At 32.3% G+C, this 21414-nt stretch carries 14 protein-coding genes; 11 read left to right on the top strand and 3 right to left on the bottom strand.

Going from position 1 to position 21414, the window contains the following annotated elements; translation table 11 throughout:
* Nucleotides 1-274 precede the first annotated feature (274 nt).
* The 3 genes from MNO09_RS18495 (at nucleotide 275) to MNO09_RS18485 (ending at nucleotide 4196) form a co-directional block, all read left to right on the top strand.
* The gene (locus tag MNO09_RS18495; protein WP_088107166.1) at nucleotides 275-2245 is read left to right on the top strand and encodes a penicillin-binding transpeptidase domain-containing protein; all 1971 of its coding nucleotides are present in this window, start codon (nucleotides 275-277) and stop codon (nucleotides 2243-2245) included.
* A 600-nt stretch (nucleotides 2246-2845) separates the two neighbouring features.
* Nucleotides 2846-3379 (top strand): RNA polymerase sigma factor, encoded by a 534-nt coding sequence (locus MNO09_RS18490; protein WP_000393076.1) that lies wholly within the window; start codon nucleotides 2846-2848, stop codon nucleotides 3377-3379.
* Nucleotides 3369-4196: an anti-sigma factor gene (locus tag MNO09_RS18485; protein ID WP_098632031.1), complete on the top strand. Its 828-nt coding sequence runs from the start codon at nucleotides 3369-3371 to the stop codon at nucleotides 4194-4196. The genes MNO09_RS18490 and MNO09_RS18485 overlap by 11 nt, the downstream gene beginning before the upstream one ends.
* A 46-nt stretch (nucleotides 4197-4242) precedes the next feature.
* Here MNO09_RS18485 and MNO09_RS18480 read toward each other — a convergent pair whose 3' ends face one another.
* Nucleotides 4243-5967: a peptidoglycan D,D-transpeptidase FtsI family protein gene (locus MNO09_RS18480; protein WP_078183651.1), complete on the bottom strand. Its 1725-nt coding sequence runs from the start codon at nucleotides 5965-5967 to the stop codon at nucleotides 4243-4245.
* 393 nt (nucleotides 5968-6360) lie between these two features.
* Between MNO09_RS18480 and MNO09_RS18475 the strand changes: the two genes are divergently transcribed.
* The 7 genes from MNO09_RS18475 to MNO09_RS18445 all read left to right on the top strand — a co-directional run bounded on the left by MNO09_RS18475 (nucleotide 6361) and on the right by MNO09_RS18445 (nucleotide 17654).
* A complete protein-coding gene (locus tag MNO09_RS18475) occupies nucleotides 6361-8496 on the top strand; it encodes a peptidoglycan D,D-transpeptidase FtsI family protein (RefSeq protein ID WP_000744259.1) in 2136 nt (711 codons plus the stop codon).
* Nucleotides 8497-8726: 230 nt separating this feature from the next.
* Nucleotides 8727-9653, top strand: a complete 927-nt coding sequence (gene bla / locus MNO09_RS18470; RefSeq protein ID WP_371400089.1) for a class A beta-lactamase Bla1 — start codon at nucleotides 8727-8729, stop codon at nucleotides 9651-9653.
* Between the two features lie 702 nt (nucleotides 9654-10355).
* Nucleotides 10356-11675 (top strand): hemolysin BL lytic component L2, encoded by a 1320-nt coding sequence (hblC, locus tag MNO09_RS18465; RefSeq protein WP_000791003.1) that lies wholly within the window; start codon nucleotides 10356-10358, stop codon nucleotides 11673-11675.
* A 61-nt stretch (nucleotides 11676-11736) separates the two neighbouring features.
* The gene (gene hblD, locus MNO09_RS18460; RefSeq protein ID WP_080014168.1) at nucleotides 11737-12966 is read left to right on the top strand and encodes a hemolysin BL lytic component L1; all 1230 of its coding nucleotides are present in this window, start codon (nucleotides 11737-11739) and stop codon (nucleotides 12964-12966) included.
* A 31-nt stretch (nucleotides 12967-12997) separates the two neighbouring features.
* Nucleotides 12998-14131, top strand: a complete 1134-nt coding sequence (gene hblA / locus MNO09_RS18455; RefSeq protein ID WP_001038658.1) for a hemolysin BL binding component B — start codon at nucleotides 12998-13000, stop codon at nucleotides 14129-14131.
* Nucleotides 14132-14642: 511 nt separating this feature from the next.
* Nucleotides 14643-16850: a M60 family metallopeptidase gene (locus MNO09_RS18450; protein WP_000527924.1), complete on the top strand. Its 2208-nt coding sequence runs from the start codon at nucleotides 14643-14645 to the stop codon at nucleotides 16848-16850.
* 255 nt (nucleotides 16851-17105) lie between these two features.
* Complete coding sequence (locus MNO09_RS18445) at nucleotides 17106-17654, top strand: fascin domain-containing protein (RefSeq protein ID WP_078183647.1); 549 nt, start codon at nucleotides 17106-17108, stop codon at nucleotides 17652-17654.
* A 758-nt stretch (nucleotides 17655-18412) separates the two neighbouring features.
* On the opposite strand, the gene MNO09_RS18440 is transcribed toward MNO09_RS18445, so the two are convergent.
* Both MNO09_RS18440 and MNO09_RS18435 read right to left on the bottom strand, forming a co-directional pair.
* Nucleotides 18413-19228: a DUF4179 domain-containing protein gene (locus MNO09_RS18440; RefSeq protein WP_000010529.1), complete on the bottom strand. Its 816-nt coding sequence runs from the start codon at nucleotides 19226-19228 to the stop codon at nucleotides 18413-18415.
* Entirely contained in the window at nucleotides 19212-19796 is a 585-nt protein-coding gene (locus MNO09_RS18435; RefSeq protein WP_078183646.1) for a sigma-70 family RNA polymerase sigma factor, read from the bottom strand. The genes MNO09_RS18440 and MNO09_RS18435 overlap by 17 nt, the downstream gene beginning before the upstream one ends.
* Before the next feature lie 1246 nt (nucleotides 19797-21042).
* Between MNO09_RS18435 and MNO09_RS18430 the strand changes: the two genes are divergently transcribed.
* On the top strand, nucleotides 21043-21393 hold the full coding sequence (locus MNO09_RS18430) for a hypothetical protein (RefSeq protein ID WP_033657795.1): 351 nt from the start codon (nucleotides 21043-21045) through the stop codon (nucleotides 21391-21393).
* The last annotated feature ends 21 nt before the right edge of the window (nucleotides 21394-21414 follow it).

Below are 21414 nucleotides of genomic sequence, written 5' to 3'. Positions count from 1 at the left end.
AAAAAGATAAGAGCGGAGAACTCAAACTAAAAGGTATTTTAAATAAAATTGTTAAAACAGCACTAATAATGACACCGATTGCTAAATAGATCCGCTTTTTTAATTTGTAAGAATTTTAAAATCTTCCCCTTCGAATGCATCTGAACCATAAATTAATTTCTTTTGTAAATATGGAACAATCTCATTACTTACACTGTCTATTAAGCGTTACAACATTTTTTATTTAATATATCAAGAAAGGAATAAATATTTTTAACTAAGGGAGAAGATTGAATTGAAAAAATTATGGATGTTGGTTTTCTTTTGTTTTGCAGTTATGTTGGTAGGATGTAATAAAAACGAACCGCCAAAACAAGCATTTGAAGAATATATAAATTTATGGAATGATAAAAAATTCGCAAATATGTATGATCATTTATCAGAACATGCCCAAAAAACGATTTCTAAAAAGGAATTCACCGAGAAATATCAAAAAATCTATGAGGGTATTGGAGTTAAGGATTTAAAAATTAAAACGAAAGGAGAGAATGCTAAAGATAAAGAACTTTTTCTTTTTGAAGTTAAGATGGATACGGATGGAGGAACAGCTTCATTTATACATGAAGCAAAACTTGTGAAAGAAAAAGAATCTTGGAAAATAGATTGGACACCAGATTTCATTTTTCCAGGTATGAAAAAAGATTACAAAGTACGTATGCAAATAGAACAAGGAAAACGCGGAGAAATATATGATCGAAATGGGAAGGGTCTAGCAACGAATGGTAAAGCGACTGAGGTTGGAATTATTCCAGAGAAACTAGGCGAAACGGCAGCGCAAACAAAAGAAATAGTAGCACAGTTACTGGATATGTCTATAGAAGAGGTTGATCAGAAGCTTACAGCGAAATGGATAAAACCAGACTCCTTTGTACCAATTGGGATTTTAAAAGAGGGAACTAGACAGAATGATTATATTGAATTAGAAGGAGTATCATCTCGCCCAGTAAATATTCGTACGTATTCATTAGGAGAAGCAACGGCACACTTAACTGGATATATAGGAAAGGTGAATGCAGAGGAGTTAAAATCGCTTCAAAAAAGAGGTTATCAAGCTGATGATTTAGTAGGTAAGACAGGTTTAGAGAAAGTATTAGAGAATAAATTGCGTGGCGAAAAAGGTGGACGCGTATTTATAGAAGATGAGAATGGAAAAGAGATTAAAAATGTAGCAAAAAAAGAAGCAAAAGAAGGGGAAAACGTTACGTTAACAATTGATGCTGCAATTCAAGAAAAAATCTTTAATGAGATGAAAAATGAAGCAGGATCTAGTGCAGCGGTCAATCCTAAAACAGGTGAAACTATAGCACTTGTAAGTAGCCCTGCTTATAATCCAAATACAATAGTTAGAGGAGCGTCAAAAGCCCAACGAGAAGCATGGAATAACGATTCAAAACTACCAATGATGAATCGTTTCACACAAGCATTTGTACCAGGTTCCGTATTTAAAACGATTACTGGTGCAATTGGTTTGGAAACAAACACTATAAACCCTAAGGAAGAATTTAAAATTCAAGGATTAAAGTGGGCAAAAGATTCATCTTGGGGAAATTATTATGTAACACGTGTGAAGGAAGCTAGTCCAATTGATTTTGATAAGGCAATGAAGTACTCTGATAATATTTATTTTGCTCAACAAGCTTTGAAAATGGGAAAAGATCAGTATGTAAATGAATTTAAGAAATACGGATTTTATGAAAAATTACCAATCGAATACGAATTTCCTATTTCAATCATTGCAAGAGATGGGATAAAAAATGATATTCAACTAGCAGACACGGGATATGGACAAGGACAAGTATTAATGACACCACTCCATTTAGCATTAACATATGCACCGATTGTGAATGAAGGGAATATTCCGTCGCCTCATCTTTTAAAAGAAGCAAAAGTAGAGGGGAATTGGAAAGAAAATGTGGTTTCTAAAAAGAATCAAGAGATATTAAAGAGCGCATTAATAAAAGTCATTAATGACCCTGATGGCGCGGGGAGAATGGCTAAGGTTGATGGTATAACTCTTGCTGGTAAAACCGGTACAGCAGAACTGAAGGAGTCGAAAGAAGCAGACGGAAAAGAACTTGGATGGTTTGCAGCTTTTGATGCAAATGCGCCCGACATGATCGTTACCATGATGATCGAAGATGTAAAAGGAAGAGGGGGGAGTAACGTTCCAGGCGAAAAAGTAAAACATGTTTTTCAGAAAAAATAAGTAACTATAAGGTGAAATCTTTTACTACATTCATTGTTTGCTTAACACGAAGGTATAAATTGAGCAATACAAAGAACAATTAAGTTTCGAAAAAGCATTCTCCTTAATTGAGAATGCTTTTTTGTTGTGGCTGAATAAAGATAATAACACATCTTTGTTTTCATTTTTGAAAGGTTGGTATTGCTAATAGTAAATAGAAGAGTAAAACAAATTGAAAGGGACAAGTGAGGGGGAATTATAAACGTTAACAAAACAGTTATTTAGTAAAACATAAATAGAGCACACAAATAAGTATGCTCTAAGAAAAAAGGTGATACAAGTGGAGTGTTGCGTGAAATGCACAAATAATAATCAGATTTTTTATGAGTGTATTTTTAACATTGGATGCTTTACTTGTTTTTTCGGAGCCTGTCATGTAAAAGAATGTATAGATGATTATTTTATGAAAGTAATTGCACACCTTTACATTTTTAGGAGGATTTTTTTATTAAAAAAAGATAAAGAACGGAACAAATGAAACTTGTATCTTGTCTATATATTGAAACCATAATAAAAGTGAGGGCAGTGTTATCTTTATTCAAATAAGTTCGAGGTGTGGAAATGGAAGAGACGTTTATTGAAAAGTGTATTCATGATGAGCTTGACTATGTTATAAAAGACTATTGGCAAGATGTATGGAATTATTCATTTATTATTACGAAAGATCCACACTTATCAGATGATATCACGCAAGATGTATTTATAAAGGTATTTAAAAATTGGAATTCATTTCGAAAGGAGTCATCTATTAAAACGTGGATATTAAAAATTACAAGAAATACAGCAATAAACTATTTGAAATCCTCCTATTTTAAAAGGATATCATTAGTAGGTTTTTTTAGTGATGATAAGCAATCTCCATCGGCAGAAAAAGAATTTTTTAATCAAGAGGAAATGAATGAAGTGTGGGATGTTGTATTAAAACTACCTAAAAAACACCGTGAAATAATAATTTTAGACGCGAAATATGAATTATCTTATGAAGAAATGGCCGAAACACTAGGAGTATCCATTGGAACTGTAAAATCTAGATTAAGCCGAGCGAGAAGTAAGGTTTCAAAATTAATAGGGGAGGGTAGTAGTGATGAACAATAAACAAAATCCTGACTGGTATAAACAATTAAAAAAAGGCCCAATGGAGAATCGTAAAGATGAAGAAGAGTTTATTTTTAAAATAAAGCAGTCTATATATGAAAATAATGAAGCGGATCTTGTAAAACATAAAAGACCGTTTCGTAAAAGAGCATTGCCTATAGTAGTTGTTTTGGTTTGTACAATGTTATTTGTTATCGTTCAACAACCATGGCTTGATGATAATAAATCACCGGTCCAAAGTAGTACACAAATTAAGCCTAAAACTAAAGATGAGTCTGCTCAAGATCCAACATTAAAACAATTTATGAATGAATTATATCAAAGTACAAATTCAAAAAATGAAAATGACTTGTATAGAGCGTTAAATGATGAAGTTCTATTTAAAGGGAAGAGTTATAAGAAGGATGAATTGAAGTTTGATGAAGATATTTTTCATGAGTTGCAAGTCGCTCTTACAATGGGGGGAGAATTTGCAAATGATACAAAAAAAGTATACAAAGTACCAAGTGGATTGACAGAAAGTAACGAACCAAAGCAAGCGCATTATATATATGCAACTGTTACTGGAAATAAAACGGAAATTTTAGCTGAACCAAAGCGAGAATCACAAGTTTTATATGAAGTATCTAATGAAATGGTAAAAGCTTGGATTCCAGAAAAAGTGCAGAATAATGGATATATAAAAGTATCGACAATTAGCGGTAATACTGGATATGTACAAAAAGAGTATGTTTTAACTGATATTAAATATTCTTTCATGTTCGAAAAGGATCATGAAGGTAAATGGAAAATAATGAATATAGATTCTATATGGTAAAGAGGAAGGTTCACTTTAATGAACCTTCCTCTTTGTTTTTATTCTCTTATTGAAGAGTATTCCAGTACTCTAAAATTTCTGATGTAACGAGAGCAGCAATGTTTTTTTCTGAATTACTACCAGGAATAACGACAGAAACGGCAATTTGTGGATCTTCCGTAGGAGCATATGCAATGAAAAGAGAATGGTTTATCATTCTTTCTTGCTCATTCGGAGCACCTGTTATGCCTGTTTTACCTGCGACATGAAAGGGTAAGTTTTTAATTTCCTCTATATTTTGGCTCATCCCACCTTGCACGACACTCCAAAATTTCACCGGGTAACGATTTGAACTTTCTAAAATTGGTTTAAACTTTTTGGTTTCCTTACCATTTTGATCAATAATAGCACTTAAGATTTGAGGTTTATATTTATCACCTTTACTTGCTAAAGTTGCTGCATATTGAGCAAGTTGAAGAGGCGTGTGTACTTCATTTCCTCCCCAAGAGGCATTTAATAAGGCGGAGATACCATTTTCAAACTTATTTGTTGGATGAAATTCATATTGTCCGTCTTCTTCAAAAGGTAAATCAACCCCGGTTTTAGAACGAAGGCCGAATTGTTTTAAATACTCTGTCCATATATGTGCAACTTTTTCTATATTCCCATTATTTTGGTTGAATAAGGGTAGAGCTACTTTTGCTGTCATAAATGTGTTAGATGAATTAATGATAGCCTGCCTCGGTGTAATCTCACCTGTTGGCGTTCCAGGTGCATTCGTAATGTTATTTTGATTATCATATTGAAAAGTACCTTTATCTAAATAAGTATCTTCAGGTTGAAAAAGCTTTTCGTTTAATCCAATTAAAATAGTAAGTGGCTTTATAGTTGAGGCCATATTTACATAAGATTCACCATACTTTAATTTTTGAATTGCTTTATTTTGCGAAAGTGATTTGATGTTTTCTTTTTTAGATGATACTTGTTCATATAATGTATTTGGATCAAACACTGCTGAGTTGGCCATAGTTAAAATTGCGCCAGTTTTCACATCGGTTACCACAACGTAACCAGCATTAACATCAGTTATTTTCTTGATTTGAGATCTTAATGCTTCCTCTGTTTTTTGCTGCAACTTAGAGTCTAAAGCTAGCCGGATATCTTTTCCTTTTTGTACTTTTTGAATGTTCCATAAGAACTTTTTATTATTCATTTTAAAAATAAGAGTTTTTCCGGGTTTTCCTTTTAAATCATTTTCATATTGCAGCTCAATCCCGCTTTTTCCAACGGATCCATACTTAGAATTAAGGTCATTTTCTACATACCCAATTAGCTGTGAACCAACTTCGTGTTTAGGATAATATCGAATCCATTCATCTTTAATTATTACATTATTGGGTTTTTTCTTGTTTATGAATGTAAGTTCACTCTCATTTATGTCAGAGTATAACGGTATATCATTCATAGTCTGCTTTTTACAAGATTGTTGTAATTGTGATTTTATGTCCTCTGCCGAAATGTCATGTTGAAACTCGTTTGAAAATTGATTAAAAAAAGCTAATGTGTTTGATGTATCTTGATTCGATACCTTTTCATCATTAGAAGTGCAATATAGAGACTTAACTTTCTTATTTGTAGCTAGTATTACACCATTTTGATCGGAAATTTTTCCTCTTTCAGCTGAAGAAGTTGCGATAGTAATTGAGATGAAGTTGATTTTTAATAAAATTAGTAAAATCAAACCTACAATAGAAAGAACCGCAAAAAATCTCCATCTTTTTATATGAAACATATAACCCTCCCTTATGTAGCCTATTTCATCTTATAGTTAATTATTTTTTTTGTAAATGTGGAACAATTTTATTATTTAGGTTGTCTATTAAGTATAACAGCATGAAGAAAGGAATAATTAGTATGAAAAGTTACTAGCAAGTCTATGTGTAAGCTTAATATGAGTCATTATACAGTTTAGCATTTCTAATGCAAGCAATAAAAAAATAGAGAGAAAAACAGGAAAGGGGATTTATCGATTACGCGGCTAAACGAAGAAGGCTTGATGCTTACAAGGATGTAGAAAAAAAGATAAGACACTATTTATAACTGAATGGTGATTTCTAATATATAGGGAACGTATTTATTTACTAAGTATTAGTGAGGAGTTCCGGAAGAATTATATGGAGGATTTATGAAAAAACAAAAAGAAAAAAAGCAGCAGACATATATATCTATTCGATTAAATATAATGTTCCTTTGCATATTTCTACTATTCTCAGCCATTATTATGCAGCTAGGAAAAGTACAAATCGTTGAGGGAGAGGCTTATAAGAACCAAGTGGAGAGCAGTCAAAATGAAACAACTAGTATACCAGTTCCACGTGGACAAATACTAGATCGAGAAGGGAAAACAGTCGTTAATAATAAATCTCTTCGTACGATTACGTATACAAGGGTAAAGGGAATTACTAGTGAAGATATTTTAAAAACAGCAAACGACTTAGCGAAAGTACTTGAAATGTCTGAACAAGATATAAATAAATTAACAGATATCGATAAAAAAGATTTTTGGATGCAGTTGAATACGAAACGTGCGGAGACAATGATTACTAAAAAAGATATAGAAAAGTTAAAAGATAAGGGAATAGAAGGAAAAGAGTTAGATAAAAAAATAGAAGACTTAAGACGAAGTCGTGTTACAGAATTAGAATTGGCAGAATTAACAGCACAAGATTTAAAGGTGTTAGCTATTAAAAGTAAAATGAGTTCAGGTTATCAACTAACACCACAAATTATAAAAAAAGATGTAACAGATCAAGAGTATGCGCGAATAAGTGAAAACCTTGCTGAGTTTCCAGGAGTAGATGCAACAGTTGATTGGGAACGTAATTATGTAAATGGTAATCTATTTCGTTCCGTGTTAGGTAATATTACGAGTAGTGAAGAAGGATTACCGAAAGAAAACTTAGATTCTTATTTGGTACGTGGATATAACCGAAATGATCGTGTAGGAAAAAGTTATATTGAACAACGATATGAAGATGTCTTGCACGGTGCAAAAGAAGAAGTGAAAAACATTACTGATAAATCAGGAAACATTATAAACACAGAAATAATCTCTAAAGGAAAAAGTGGTAATAGTTTAACATTAACGATTGATATGGAATTACAAAAGAAAGTGGAAGAAAGTATAGAGAAAAATTTGAGAGCGTTTAAGAGTTCAGAGCCACTGTTGGACCGAGCTTTTGTCGTCATGACGAATCCAAATAACGGACAGATTTTATCTATGGCAGGCAAAAAGATTGTAGAAAAAGAAGGGAAAATAGAGATTGAAGATTTGGCATTAGGTAACATGACAACCTCGTATGAGCTAGGGTCAGCTGTAAAAGGTGCAACTTTATTAACTGGATATGAGACAGGGGCAATACAGCCAGGAGATCAATTTTATGATGCACCTATGAAATTTAAAGGTACACAAGCTAAGAAATCGTGGAATGTATCCGGATTTGGTAATATTAATGATTTACGAGCGCTACAAGTATCTTCGAATGTATACATGTTCCAGACAGCTTTAAAAATTGCGGGAGTTAATTACGTACCAAATGGTTCGTTGGATATAAAACAAGGAGCATTTGATACGATGCGCTATTATTTTAAACAATTTGGATTAGGAGTTCCAACAGGTATTGATTTACCGAATGAAATAATTGGACAAACTAGAAAAGTAGATAGTCAGCCTGGGTTTTTACTAGATTTTTCTATCGGGCAGTATGATACGTATACACCGTTGCAATTGGCGCAATATATTTCAACGATTGCTAATGGGGGGTATAGAATGCAACCTCAAATTGTACAAGAAATACGAGAGCAATCAATAAAAGAAGAAGAGGTTGGCAAAGTTATACGCTCTATAGAGCCTGTCGTATTAAATCGAATTGATATGAAGACAGAACATATTGATCGGATAAAAGAAGGGTTTAGATGGGTATTCCAAGAAGGTGATGGAACTGGCGTGAAGTATTTCAAAAACGCGCCATATAAACCAGCAGGAAAGACAGGGACAGCTCAAACTGTTTATGGTGGAGATGATCCAATTGGTAGAAATGCAAAAGGAGAACGTATGGAATGCTACAACTTAACGTTAGTTGGATATGCTCCATATGATAATCCAGAAGTAGCATTTTCTGTAGTAGTTCCATGGCTTCATAACGATAAAAGTGGAATTAATTCTATAATTGGAAAAGAAGTTTTAGATGTATACTTTGATTTGAAACAGCAACGTATACAGGGGGGAGCTCCTAGTACAGGTATTTCTAAGCAAAATTAGTAAGATTTTAGTACTTTTCTCAGGGAAGAGACCCTGTTTATATAAAGGTATTTATAAGTAAAAAAATGAGATGTGAAATAAAAGATAGCGGCGCTCGTAGCTGCTATCTTTTATTTTGTTAATATCTTGGCTACTAGTTAAAAAGTTTTAAATTTATGGAACAAACTTGTTTCTTAGATGGTCTATTATGTGTACGTATAAAAACAGATGTTGAAAATTTGAAAGGAATGATGATTTTGAAAAATAAGAGGATGCTAAAAATAGGTATATGCGTTGGTATATTAAGTTTAAGTCTTACAAGCTTAGAAGCTTTTAAAGGAGGGCCATTGCAAGTTGAGGCGAAAGAAAAGACAGGACAAGTGAAGCATAAACATCAGGCGACGTATAAAGAGTTCTCTCAACTTGAGAAAAAATTCGATGCACGAGTAGGTGTATATGCGATTGATACTGGTACAAATCAAACAATCTCTTATCGACCTAACGAAAGGTTTGCCTTTGCATCAACATACAAGGCGTTAGCGGCAGGGGTATTACTACAGCAAAACTCTACTGAGAAATTAAATGAAGTTATTACTTATACGAAAGAAGACTTAGTGGATTATTCACCTGTTACCGAGAAACATATAGATACTGGAATGACACTAGGAGAAATTGCTGAGGCTGCTGTTCGTAACAGTGATAATACTGCAGGGAACATTTTATTTAACAAAATAGGCGGACCAAAAGGATATGAAAAAGCGCTTAGACAGATGGGTGATCGGGTTACTATGTCTGATCGCTTTGAAACAGAATTAAACGAGGCTATTCCAGGAGACATTCGTGACACTAGTACAGCGAAAGCAATTGCTACGAATCTAAAAGCTTTTACGGTCGGAAATGCGCTTCCGCTTCATAAACGTAACATTCTTACAGGGTGGATGAAAGGAAATGCTACAGGAGACAAACTTATTCGTGCAGGCGTACCAACTGACTGGATAGTTGGAGATAAATCAGGAGCTGGAAGTTATGGGACACGAAATGATATTGCTATCGTTTGGCCGCCAAATAGAGCACCCATTATCATCGCAATTTTATCTAGTAAAGATGAGAAAGAGGCTACCTATGATAATCAACTAATTGCAGAGGCAACTGAAATGATAGTTAAGGCTCTTAAATGATAATTTCTCAATTCTTTATGTAACGTAATTGAAAATATGAACCTAGAAAGCGATTCTTTTCATGTGAAAAGAATCGCTTTTTTTGTATTTCTATAATGAATAGTAAGTATATAAGTAAAAAATTTTATTACATAGACATTCTATCCCCTAGAGTGCATGAGGGGAGTTTTCTCCTGTGGTGTTCGTAGTAACAATATTATTATTTATACGATAATAATATTGTTGGCGTATGTATGCTAGTTACTCCTAGATGGATATGTAATTTTACATATCCATCTAAAAGACACATATGCGTCAATTACTATTAAATTATATTAAAATCATTTTTGAATGAGGGATTGATATAGGTTTTGGTGAATAAAAGGATTTTTATGTTTAATTATCATAGTATAATTATTTCACTTTATGAAATGAAATTTGGATTTAACTTTTTTAAATATAATATTTTATAATTTGAATAATAAATATCTGAAAAATCAAATTTAATAAAAGCGATTTTCTGGTTTACTTATGAAAAACATAGTGTTTAAAATGAGGGGGAAGTAAGGTCCTTATATTCTTTCAAAAATAAATAAAAAACGAGATGGAATTACTTTTTTGAAAAAATCTCTATCCTCAAGTATGTGTGAAGAAATCCTAACGTTAGGTTGTACAACATTTACGATTAAAACTGTAAAAAACAATAGTGAAGAGGTGTACGGAATGAAGAATAAAATTATGACAGGATTTTTAATAACATCAATCGTTACTGGAGCGACTATTCCTATCAATACTCTCGCAACGCCAACCGTTCAGGCAGAAACGAAACAAGAAAATATAGATATTTCCTCAGCATTACGAAAAATAGGTGCACACTCCAAATTAACACAAACCTTTATAGATGGAGCCTTAGCAAGTCCGAATGTGCAACTTGAAGAAGTTCCATCTTTAAATACAACTCAATTTCTAATTAAACAAGATATGAAAGAGTGGTCCTCAGAACTATATCCAAAATTAATTCTACTAAATTCAAAAAGTAAAGGATTTGCAACCAAATTTAATAGCTATTATCCAACATTAAAAGGATTTGTAGATAATAAGGAAGATAAAGAAGGGTTTTTAGATAGACTGGAAGTTCTTCAACATATGACTATAACAAACCAAGAAAACGTGCAACGTCAGATTAATGAGTTAACAGATCTTAAACTACAGGTAGATAAGAAACTGAAAAATCTTGATAAAGATGTGGTAAAAGCACAGAGTGTACTTAGTTCAGAGGGAACAGGAAAAATAGACAAGTTAAAAAATGAAATGCTAAATACAAAAAAATCAATTCAAAATGATTTACAGCAAATAGCATTATTACCAGGAGCTTTAAATGAACAAGGGCTAAAGGTATTCCAAGAAATTTATAGTCTATCAAAAGATATCATTGAACCGGCTGCTCAAACCGCAGTAGTGGCGTATAACAAAGGAAAAGAAATAAACAATGCTATTGTAGAAGCAGAGAAGAAAGCAGAGCAAGAAGCAACAGAAAAGGGAAAATCAGTTATAGAAATTGAAGCTGCCAAAAAAGAAGCACGTGAAGCGATAGAGAAAAGTAAAAAAGGTGAAATTGCTGCAGCTGCAGTTACAAAAACGAAAGAGTATGATCTTATGAAAGTGATTGATTCTGAAAAAATTAAAAAAACATATAGTACCTTTGCCGAAATTAATAAACTAACAGCAGAGCAAAGAGCATATTTAAATGATTTAGAGAAACAAAATCAAAAATTATATGACTTAACAACTAAATTAACAGTAGCAGATTTACAAAAATCAATGATTCTTTTCATGCAAAATGATTTGCATACATTTGCTAATCAAGTAGATGGAGAGATTGAGCTAATGAAACGTTATAAAGAGGATTTGAATCTAATAAATAATAGTATTACAAAATTATCGAATGAAGTTGATACGAATAACACTCAGTCTCAAAAAGATACATTAAGACGACTAAAGAATGTAATAAATCAACTCGAAGAACAAGTTAATAAATTTTAATATTAAGAAATTAGGTTTAACAAAAAATTATAATGCAACTGAAAATAAGGAGGAGAATCAAATAATGAAATTTCCATTTAAGGTCATAACTTTGGCCACTTTAGCAACGGTTATAACTGCTACGAATGGTAGTACTATTCATGCACTTGCACAAGAACAGACAGCACAAGAACAGCAAATAGAAAATTATGCGTTAGGACCTGAAGGGTTAAAGAAAGTATTGGCTGAAACAGGCTCTCATATTCTTGTAATGGATTTGTACGCAAAAACAATGATTAAGCAACCGAATGTAAATTTATCCAACATTGAATTAGGTTCAGGAGGGGGAGAATTAATTAAAAACATTCACCTGAATCAGGAACTGTCACGAATCAATGCAAATTACTGGCTAGATACAGCGAAGCCAAACATTCAAAAGACAGCACGTAATATTGTAAATTATGATGAACAATTTCAAAATTATTACGACACACTAGTAGATACTGTAAAAAAGAAAGATAAGGCGGGCCTCAAAGAAGGAATAGGGGATTTAATCGGTACAATTCATACAAATTCAAATGAAGTTACGGAAGTTATTAAGATGTTAGAAGCTTTCAAAACAAAGTTGTATACAAATACTGTAGATTTTAAAAATAATGTTGGAGGTCCAGATGGACAAGGGGGATTAACGGCTATATTAGCGGGAAAACAAGCACTAGTCCCACAACTTCAGGCCGAAATTGAGAATTTACGTTCTACGCAGAAAGCACATTTTGATAATGTATTAGCCTGGTCAATTGGTGGTGGATTAGGAGCAGCTATTTTAGTTATTGGAACGATTGCAGGAGCGGTAGTAATTGTTGTGACCGGTGGCACAGCGACACCAGCTGTTGTTGGTGGTCTAACAGCTCTAGGGGCAGCTGGTATCGGTTTAGGAACAGCAGCTGGTGTTGCGGCATCTAATCATATGAACTCTTATAATGAAATTTCTAATAAAATCGGAGAATTAAGTATGAAAGCCGATCTTGCTAACCAAGCAGTTATTTCACTTACTAATACAAAAGACACGTTGACATATTTGTATCAAACAGTGGATCAAGCAATCATGTCTCTAACGAATGTTCAGCAACAATGGAATACGATGGGAGCGAATTATAAAGATCTATATGATAATATCGACCAAATGCAAGAACATAAACTGTCTTTAATACCTGATGATTTAAAGGCTGCAAAACAAAGTTGGAATGATATTCATAAGGATGCAGAATTCATTTCAAAAGACATTGCTTTTAAACAAGAAAAAACAAATTAAAAATCAATATATATGTATAGGAGGAATTAAAATGAATAAAAACTTTCCTTATAAACTACTTGCTTTATCGACGTTTTTAACTGTGACAACAACTACTGTAGTTTCTCCAGTGGCAGCCTTCGCAAGTGAAAGTAAAATGGAACAAACTAGTACCGAAGATATATCTCTTTCTGTAAACAGCGAAAAGATGAAAAAAGCTTTGCAAGATGCTGGGGTATTTGCAAAATCTATGAATGATTACTCTTATTTGTTAATTAAAAACCCAGATGTTAACTTTGAAGGAATTGACATTAAAGGATATACAAATCTACCTAGTCAAATTCTACAAGATCAAAAGAATGCAAGAGAGCATGCTACGAAATGGGATTCACACATAAAAAAACAACTTTTAGATACACTGACGGGGATTGTAGAGTATGATACTAAATTCGACAATTATTATGACACATTAGTAGAAGCGATTAATGAAGGGGATGCAGACACATTAAAAGAAGGCATTACAGATTTACAAGGTGAGATTAAACAAAATCAAGCATATACACAGAATTTAATACAAGAACTAGCTAAGTTAAGAGATAGTATTGGAGAAGATGTCCGGGCATTTGGAGGTCATAAAGATATTTTGCATTCGATTCTGAAAAACCAAGCATCTGGAATTGATGAAGATGAAAAGCGCCTAAATGAAGTTTTAGAGCAAGTTAGACATTTTAAACAAGTAGAATCAGATGGAATAATAACTGTATCAATTCCCTCAATTCCTACGTGGATTGCTGGTGGTGTAATGATAGGGGTAGCAAGAAATAATTTAGGTACATTAGAGCCGTTGTTAGCACAATTACGTCAGACTATAGATTATAAAGTAACATTAAATCGTGTAGTTGGTGTTGCGTATAATAATATTAATGAAATGCACAATGCGATTGGATCGGCTATTAATGCACTTACCTATATGTCTGCACAATGGCATGATTTAGATTCTCAATATTCGGGAGTGCTTAGTCATATTGATAAAGCATCCCAAAAAGCGGATCAAAATAAATTCAAATTCCTAAAACCTAATTTGAATGCAGCGAAAGATAGTTGGAAAACATTGAGAGCGGATGCGTTTACATTAAAAGAAGGGATAAAAACATTAAAAATGGATCCTGTTTCTTCAAAAAAATAGCGGAATACGGTATTTGTTGCAAGGGCATTTATACAGTTATAAAATGATTTTTTGTTCTTTATAAATTGAAAAGACGGAGGTATAATCAGGCCTCTGTCTTTTGTTTTATTGAAATATTTTTATAATTCCATCCTATATGTAGAAAGTAGTTATACAAGTTTGAATTTTTAAGGTGAATGATTTTTATGAATTTTTCCGTAAAACCTAATCTATGATTAGTGAGCTTTATATTCTTATTTTCCTAATTGAATACTTTTATACAATTAGATGGAAGTTAAGAATACTAAATCAAAACATAATAGGTTGTTATTGATGAGTTTATCGTAAAGTTGTTATTTTATGTGTCATCAAATAACATTTATAAACAATTAGAAATAAAGAAAAGGAGACTATTATGAGAAAAAATAGAGTATTAGATACAACATAAATAGCGTAAATAGTTTTTGATGTAAAAACATGATAAATAAAATAATAGTCCTTACATGTACTAAGGGAAAATGAGGGAGATAATATGGGGAATAACTCAAAATATAAAACTAGAAAAATACTTGCAGCTACTGCTACAGTAACTATGCTTACGACTGGAATGGTTTCTTCATCAGATGTCTTTGCAGAGGAAACAAAGCAGCAAAAAAAAATATCGACATCATTGCAAGAGGAAAAGTCAGTTAAATCAGAAAGCAGAATATATACAGTCCCAGGAAAAGGGGATGTTGAGATACTGAAACAACAGGAAAGAAAAAGTATGGCATTTAGTCCATATGAACCCACTGGTTTATATGCAAAGCCAAATGAACAAATAACGATTAATGTAGAAGGAAATCAAAATATTCAAGCATACATTGGAACGTATTCGTATGATGCTTCTTGGAGAGAAGATTCTAAAATAAAATTATTTACATTAAAACCTGGTATAAACACAATCCAATCTCCAAATGGGGGGATGATTTATTTTTATAATAAACAACAAGGTGGCACTATTCGAACAACAGTCACAACGGGTGGAGCGACTACTCCTTTCTTTGAACTAGGCAAACATACGAAACAAGATTTAATAAACATGCTGGACCAATATCCAAATGCACATGCAGTGGAGTTAAAAGGAGAACGTGTATTAATTACGGCCAGCCCGGCACGTGTTAAGAAATATTTGTTAGGTTCTAATACAGATCCTGTACAACTCTTAAAAAAGATGGATGAAGCTACTCGAATTCAAGACAGAGTAGCTGGACTATCTGAAGAACAAGCAGATAAACATTATATTCATTACGTAGAAGAAAATCATTCTCCTGATTATTATATGTATGCAACTTCTTATCGAACCGCATATGTGGGAGACGCAATCCAATACGTGTTAGATATTAATAAATTTATAAAAGATGGTTGGGGTCCATGGCATGAGGCAGGGCATTTGAGACAGCAATCACCTTGGAAGTTTTATAATATGACAGAAGTACAAAATAATATTTACAGCCTTTCTGTAGAAAAAGCATTTACATCTAATCAACCTTTTAGATTGCAACAAGAGGGTGCTTATACTAAGGCATTTCAATACTTAGAACAATCTAATAAAAATTATGATGAAATTAGTGATGCTTTTGTTAAGCTTGTTATGCTTTGGCAACTACAATTAGCATATGGAGAAGACTTCTATCCTAAACTGCATCAATTGTATAGAGATATGCCTTCTGATGAACTTCCACAAACAGATGAAAATAAAAAACAATTATTTATGATCTCAGCATCAAAAGTAGCCAAACAAAATTTGATGCCTTTCTTTGAGAAGTGGGGATTACGTCCAAATAATGATACCATTCAAAAAGTGGCTGCATTAGGATATCCAATTTTAACAGCAGAGATTTGGAAGGGTACTGATTCTAATCCGATTAAACCAAATGTGCCTAATGCAAATAATATTTTAGAAGGAAGACAGTTTGCGTGGTCAATGAAAGGAATTAGTGATTTCGAGTTTGCTAAAATCAATTTCAATAAGTCGGCAGAAGAAATGCAAGTGGACTTAAAAGCAGGCGTACCGCATCACTATTTTAATGAAACATATGCGAGTATTAAAGTACAAAATGCATCAGGCAAAGTAGTATACAAGAAAGACATTTATGGAAACAAACAACAAAATGCTGAATCGCAAAAAGTTCCAGTTAAAGTAGGGGATTATATTGAGTTAACACATCTAGAAGGTGTGCATAGAGCTACTTTAACAAATATAGATAATAGTAAACAAGAAAGCTTTGGAAAAAAAGCAATGTACGAAGTTACAAAAGAAGGTCTGAAAAAAGTAGAAAAAATGCCAGAAACAACGGTTTTAGACGGGAATCAATTTGGCTGGTCTTTAAAAGGATATAGTGATAGAGAGATTGCAAAAATAAATTATAATGGGGTAACAGAGAAAATGCAGGTGAATTTAGAGGCAGGCGTACCACATTCTTATTTTAATAATACGTATACAAGTATCAAAGTACAGAATTCATCCGGTAGTGTTATGTACAATAAGGAAATAGTGGGAAATAGACAGCAAACTGCTGAAAGCCAAACTGTGCCAGTCAAAGTGGGAGATTATATCGAGTTTACCCATATAGAAGGGGAGGCAGTAAATGAAAAGACACGGGCTACACTTACTAACCTTGAGAATAATAAACAAGAATATATAGGCAAAAAAAGAATCTATCAAGTTACTTCAACGGGATTAAACAAAATAGATTAACATGAAAAACATTCAAATTATTAGTTAGATGCTTGATAGTCGTTCATTATGAACGGCTATTTAGCTTTTATTTAAAATAAAGTTAAATTAATTTTAAAAATATGTTTGAGAATAGAGCAATGTTTAGGTGCTATAGATTTGAGAAAAAAGAAACAGAATAATAAGGTATTTGTTGATAAAGACTCTCTTTTATTACAAAATTTTACATATTTAGTATGATGTATATGAGTGCTATATATTAAGGGAGGAATGGGAATGAAGAGGTTCATAGCTCATGCAAATGGTAATAAGATCTTTAAAAAGTTAGTTTTAATGGTGTTACCAATGGTTCTAATGATAATGATGATAACCCCATCGAATGATGCATTGGCAGCCAGCCAATTAAATGCGTGTTCACTAAAAGGTGTGAATCTATTTAATGGAAGCTGGACTGTTGCTATACAAGCTGCAAATTTACAATATGTGTCTGCTGAGCCATCGGGAAATGTAGTAGCAAATCGTAGTGTAGTTAATGAATGGGAGAAATTTGAATTAATTCCGACTGGGGAATTATATACATTTGCTTTAAAAGCGAAAAGTAATGGAAAGTACGTTTCGTTTGAGCCAAATGGTAGAGTAGTAGCAGATCGTACATTAATTGGGGCGTGGGAAAAATTTATTTTATATAATGGTGGAGACAATAGGATATATGTATTACAAGCGTTAAGTAATGGTAGATTTATATCAGCAAATGGTGGTAGAGAATTAACAGCTAATAGTTATGTAGCTGGAAGCTGGGAAAGATTTGTTATTGTGTACTTCTAAATTTGGAAGTGTAATATTTCTAAATGATAATGACATGTTTAGTTAATAATAATGCATAATAAAATAAAGGATTAAGTACTTAAGACAAGTGTATATTTAGGTACAAAAAGGACTACAAGTAATTGTCAGCCCTTTTTGTATGTTAAATAAGTAACTGCTGTAGATGTAATAAGAAGAAAAAGAACCCTATAGGGTTCTTTTTCAAGGCATATTAACTGTAAGGAGAATCATGAAATGCTACTTCAAATCTTTATTAGGGGAAAGATTTTGAAAAAGCTTAACATACATCTATTTTTACATAAATGTAAGATATAGTAAATTGATAATGTTTATACTTACTATTATTAATATTCAATTAAGATAGTTAACACTATGCTTATAGTGTTAACTGGTGTTTAGTGAAGTATACATTGAGATATCTAGTATTAGATTACAATTTTCAAAAAAGCTAATAGATTTATCATTTCAAATTTTAACTAAGATTTAAACGATTTTAATTGAAATTGGGTGTGTATTAACTCCATGCCTATCAACTTAATATTTTAAATGCCCTCATAACAAAATTTTTCTTTCTACAGTTATTTATGTAAATTTAGCTTATTTTTTGTTTGGGGACTAATTCTTAAATACAGTCATCATGCTGGTATTCTTCACAAATATTTAGATATTGATAGTAGGATACTAAACCGATTGATTTCGAAAATTCCGTATCTTATACTTTTTGAAAAGTATAAGGTACGGAAATTTTCCTATGATTTCTACTGATTTTTATCCGTATCAATCTTTTGTACGGATCTATGCTCTACATCAACTAAAATTTTGTTTTTCCAATTTCCTTCTGTTTTTCCAACTCTATCAATATTGATGTTTATAGTTAAAGAATTAGGGAATTTTTCTCCTTGAAGTTCTTCAAAAACTACTGCTCCTTCTGGTTTATCATGAAAAGCCAGCGCAGTTTCATAAGCCTTTCCTGTTGCATCAGTTAAGTAAAACATACCAATATCCGGTGCATTTGGATTACCAATACGATCCTTTTGATAGCTGTCTAGATTATTGTTACTAAGAAAACGCAATTCACTTACAGTATTAAATTTTTCATTCTTATACGTTGGACTTGCCACTTGCTTACCCTTTTCTTTACCACTGGATATGATATGCAATCCATTTGTATTAAATTCATACGGAATTATTAATCCATCTTGTTGTTCAAATCGGTAGTAAACAAGTATTTTATCCTCTTGGATTAACATTTCTTTTAAATGAAGCGTAATTCCTTGATCTGTTATTTTTTGATCCAAAGGTATAGATTTTCCCGCTGCTGCATACTTTCTAACTTGATCAGTAATCATGTCATTCAATTTTAATTGAGGTTGCGTAAAATAAGAGTTATTTAGTGCCATTGTACTAGTTGGTATAATGATAGCTGCCGCTAAACCTGTTATTAATAATTTCTTTTTCAATTTCTTTTTATTCTCCCTCTTGTGAATTTGCGTAAATGAGTGATATGCACGCTCTTTAACTTCTTTAGGAACTTCTTGTTTCATTTCTTTTTTTAATTCATTTGAAAATGACATTTGATTTATATTCCTCCTCATCAATTTCAATATTAGATTGATTCCGAATTTTTTCTAACGCTCTATGAATTCTAGACCTTATCGTACCTATAGGGATTTGTAATAATTCCGCAATTTCTTCATATGTATAATCGTGATAAAAACGATACACTATCACAACTCTAAATTTGAACGGCAATTCTTGAATCAATGTTAGCAATTCCTTTTGTGTTTCCTTTTCAAGTAATAGTTTTTCTGGGATTTCTACAACTGACTCCTGCATTGAATGCTGTTTTTCAAATAAACGCATCCTTTTCCAAACTTGTTTTCGCCATTGACTAATTTGTTTATAGACAATGCCATTCACCCAAAATAAAAAAGGTCTAGATTGATCATATTTTGAGATGGATTTCCATAGTTGAAAGTAAACCTCATTTACAATTTCATTTGTATCATGACTATTTTTAACTATGGCAAATACGGTGTCATATATCCTCTGATTTGTTAAATCAAATATATATTCAAAAGCTTCTTCGTCACCGGATAACAGACGGTCTATCCATGTGCTTATGTTGTCATTACTAGCCAAACAGGCACCCTCCTTAAAATTGATTTCACTATATATTGGACAGTAATCAAGATAAAGTTCCAATTTTGATAAAAAAATATATTTTTTTATCTTCTCTTAAGACGTATATAGAATACGTAGATTTTTAAAGAATTTACACTGGACCTTTAGAAAAAAGAGAAAATCTCATATGAAATTAAACCTATATAATCTTAGCTTGATGGGCATGTGTATTAACTCGTGTAAGCTAAATAAAAGTAAATAAAATAAAAAAGGACCCTGTAAAAAATACAGGGTCACAGGGTTAAGGGAACGCATAGTTTCTTAAAATCATAATAGCATATATTTTTTGTATAGCTATATGAGGATTTTGACCAAATTAAGAACAAGACAGAAAATCTTTAAGAAAGCAAATTTAGTGCTGGAAAATTGATTTGGAATTAAAATATTAACATGTTGATATAGATGAGCCCTCTTGAGCACCGTGATCAAAATGTCTTTTAATTAGAGGTTTGGGTTAGTGAGATAATTAAATCTTCCTGAAAAAGAAAAATGTTTTTTTAGATTAAAAGAAGAAAAGACACCATTCGGGTGTCTTTTCTTTTGGTATACAGCTCACATATTGTTGAATTAGATATGAAACCATAATTCGACTATGAAATAAACAACATAAGAAATTTTAACATAATCTGGACTGAACAGAATATGTAATAGTGCATTTTTAGTTTTCATTTGGTTTATTGGATAGAGAACAGCAATATAAATAAAAAAGGGCATGCAGTCGTATCTGCCGCCCTTTTTTAGGAGGAATTTAAGACACCAATAGGACACGTATTGGTAAAAAGGCTCAAAAATAGTATATGTAAAAAGAAAATGTCCTATACCAAAAGTGGACTGAGCTTTATCTTTTTTACTAATTCAAAATCTAATTCCGTCCTTTTCAAAATCAGTAAAGCGAACGTATGGTTTGGAATGAAATTAGAAAAAGTATACATGAAACTGGCAGACAACAATTTTGTCGCCTGCCAGTGCCAATGGATTGAATGAGTTAGTCAATTACTATAAATTACTATCTCATTACCAGAAGAGTGAAGCCGCTAGTTCAAACGGCTTAAATCTAGTTTGCCTGATAAAGAAAAAATTATGAGTAAAAATTTTGTTTGCTCTATATGAAAAGATAAATAGATATTCATCAGACAAGGATAATACAGCATACCTTGAATAGGGTGTAGGAACGAATGTGATTAAGGAAGGGACTGAATTAGAAGTGGGAATTTCGGACAGGATTTGGAGAGCCGTGGTTGCCTTGGGCATTGCGACTAATATCGTTGCTTGTATAATGGCAGTATACATTCAAAAATATGAGCTAAAGATAAACTACCTTACAAATATTTTATTTTTAATAATTATAGCGATAACGTATATTAAGATGAAAATTAACAAGTGGGTGGCGTTAGGATTTACGTTAGTTGTAATGGAAACAGGTATTAAGGCAGGTTATGACTTCTACACACAGGATTACTATGGTGTCAGTTGGAGTTTAGCTATCATTGTCTATTGCATATATTGTATTTTCGTTAAAGCAAGGCATTATTCTCTCATAAAAAGGAATCACTAGAACAATATGTGATTCCTTTGA

Source organism: Bacillus sp. N5-665 (genome assembly GCF_022637375.2).
Lineage (GTDB): Bacteria > Bacillota > Bacilli > Bacillales > Bacillaceae_G > Bacillus_A > Bacillus_A wiedmannii.
Note: the sequence above shows the minus strand (reverse complement) of the source record. Positions and strands in the feature narration are given on the sequence as shown.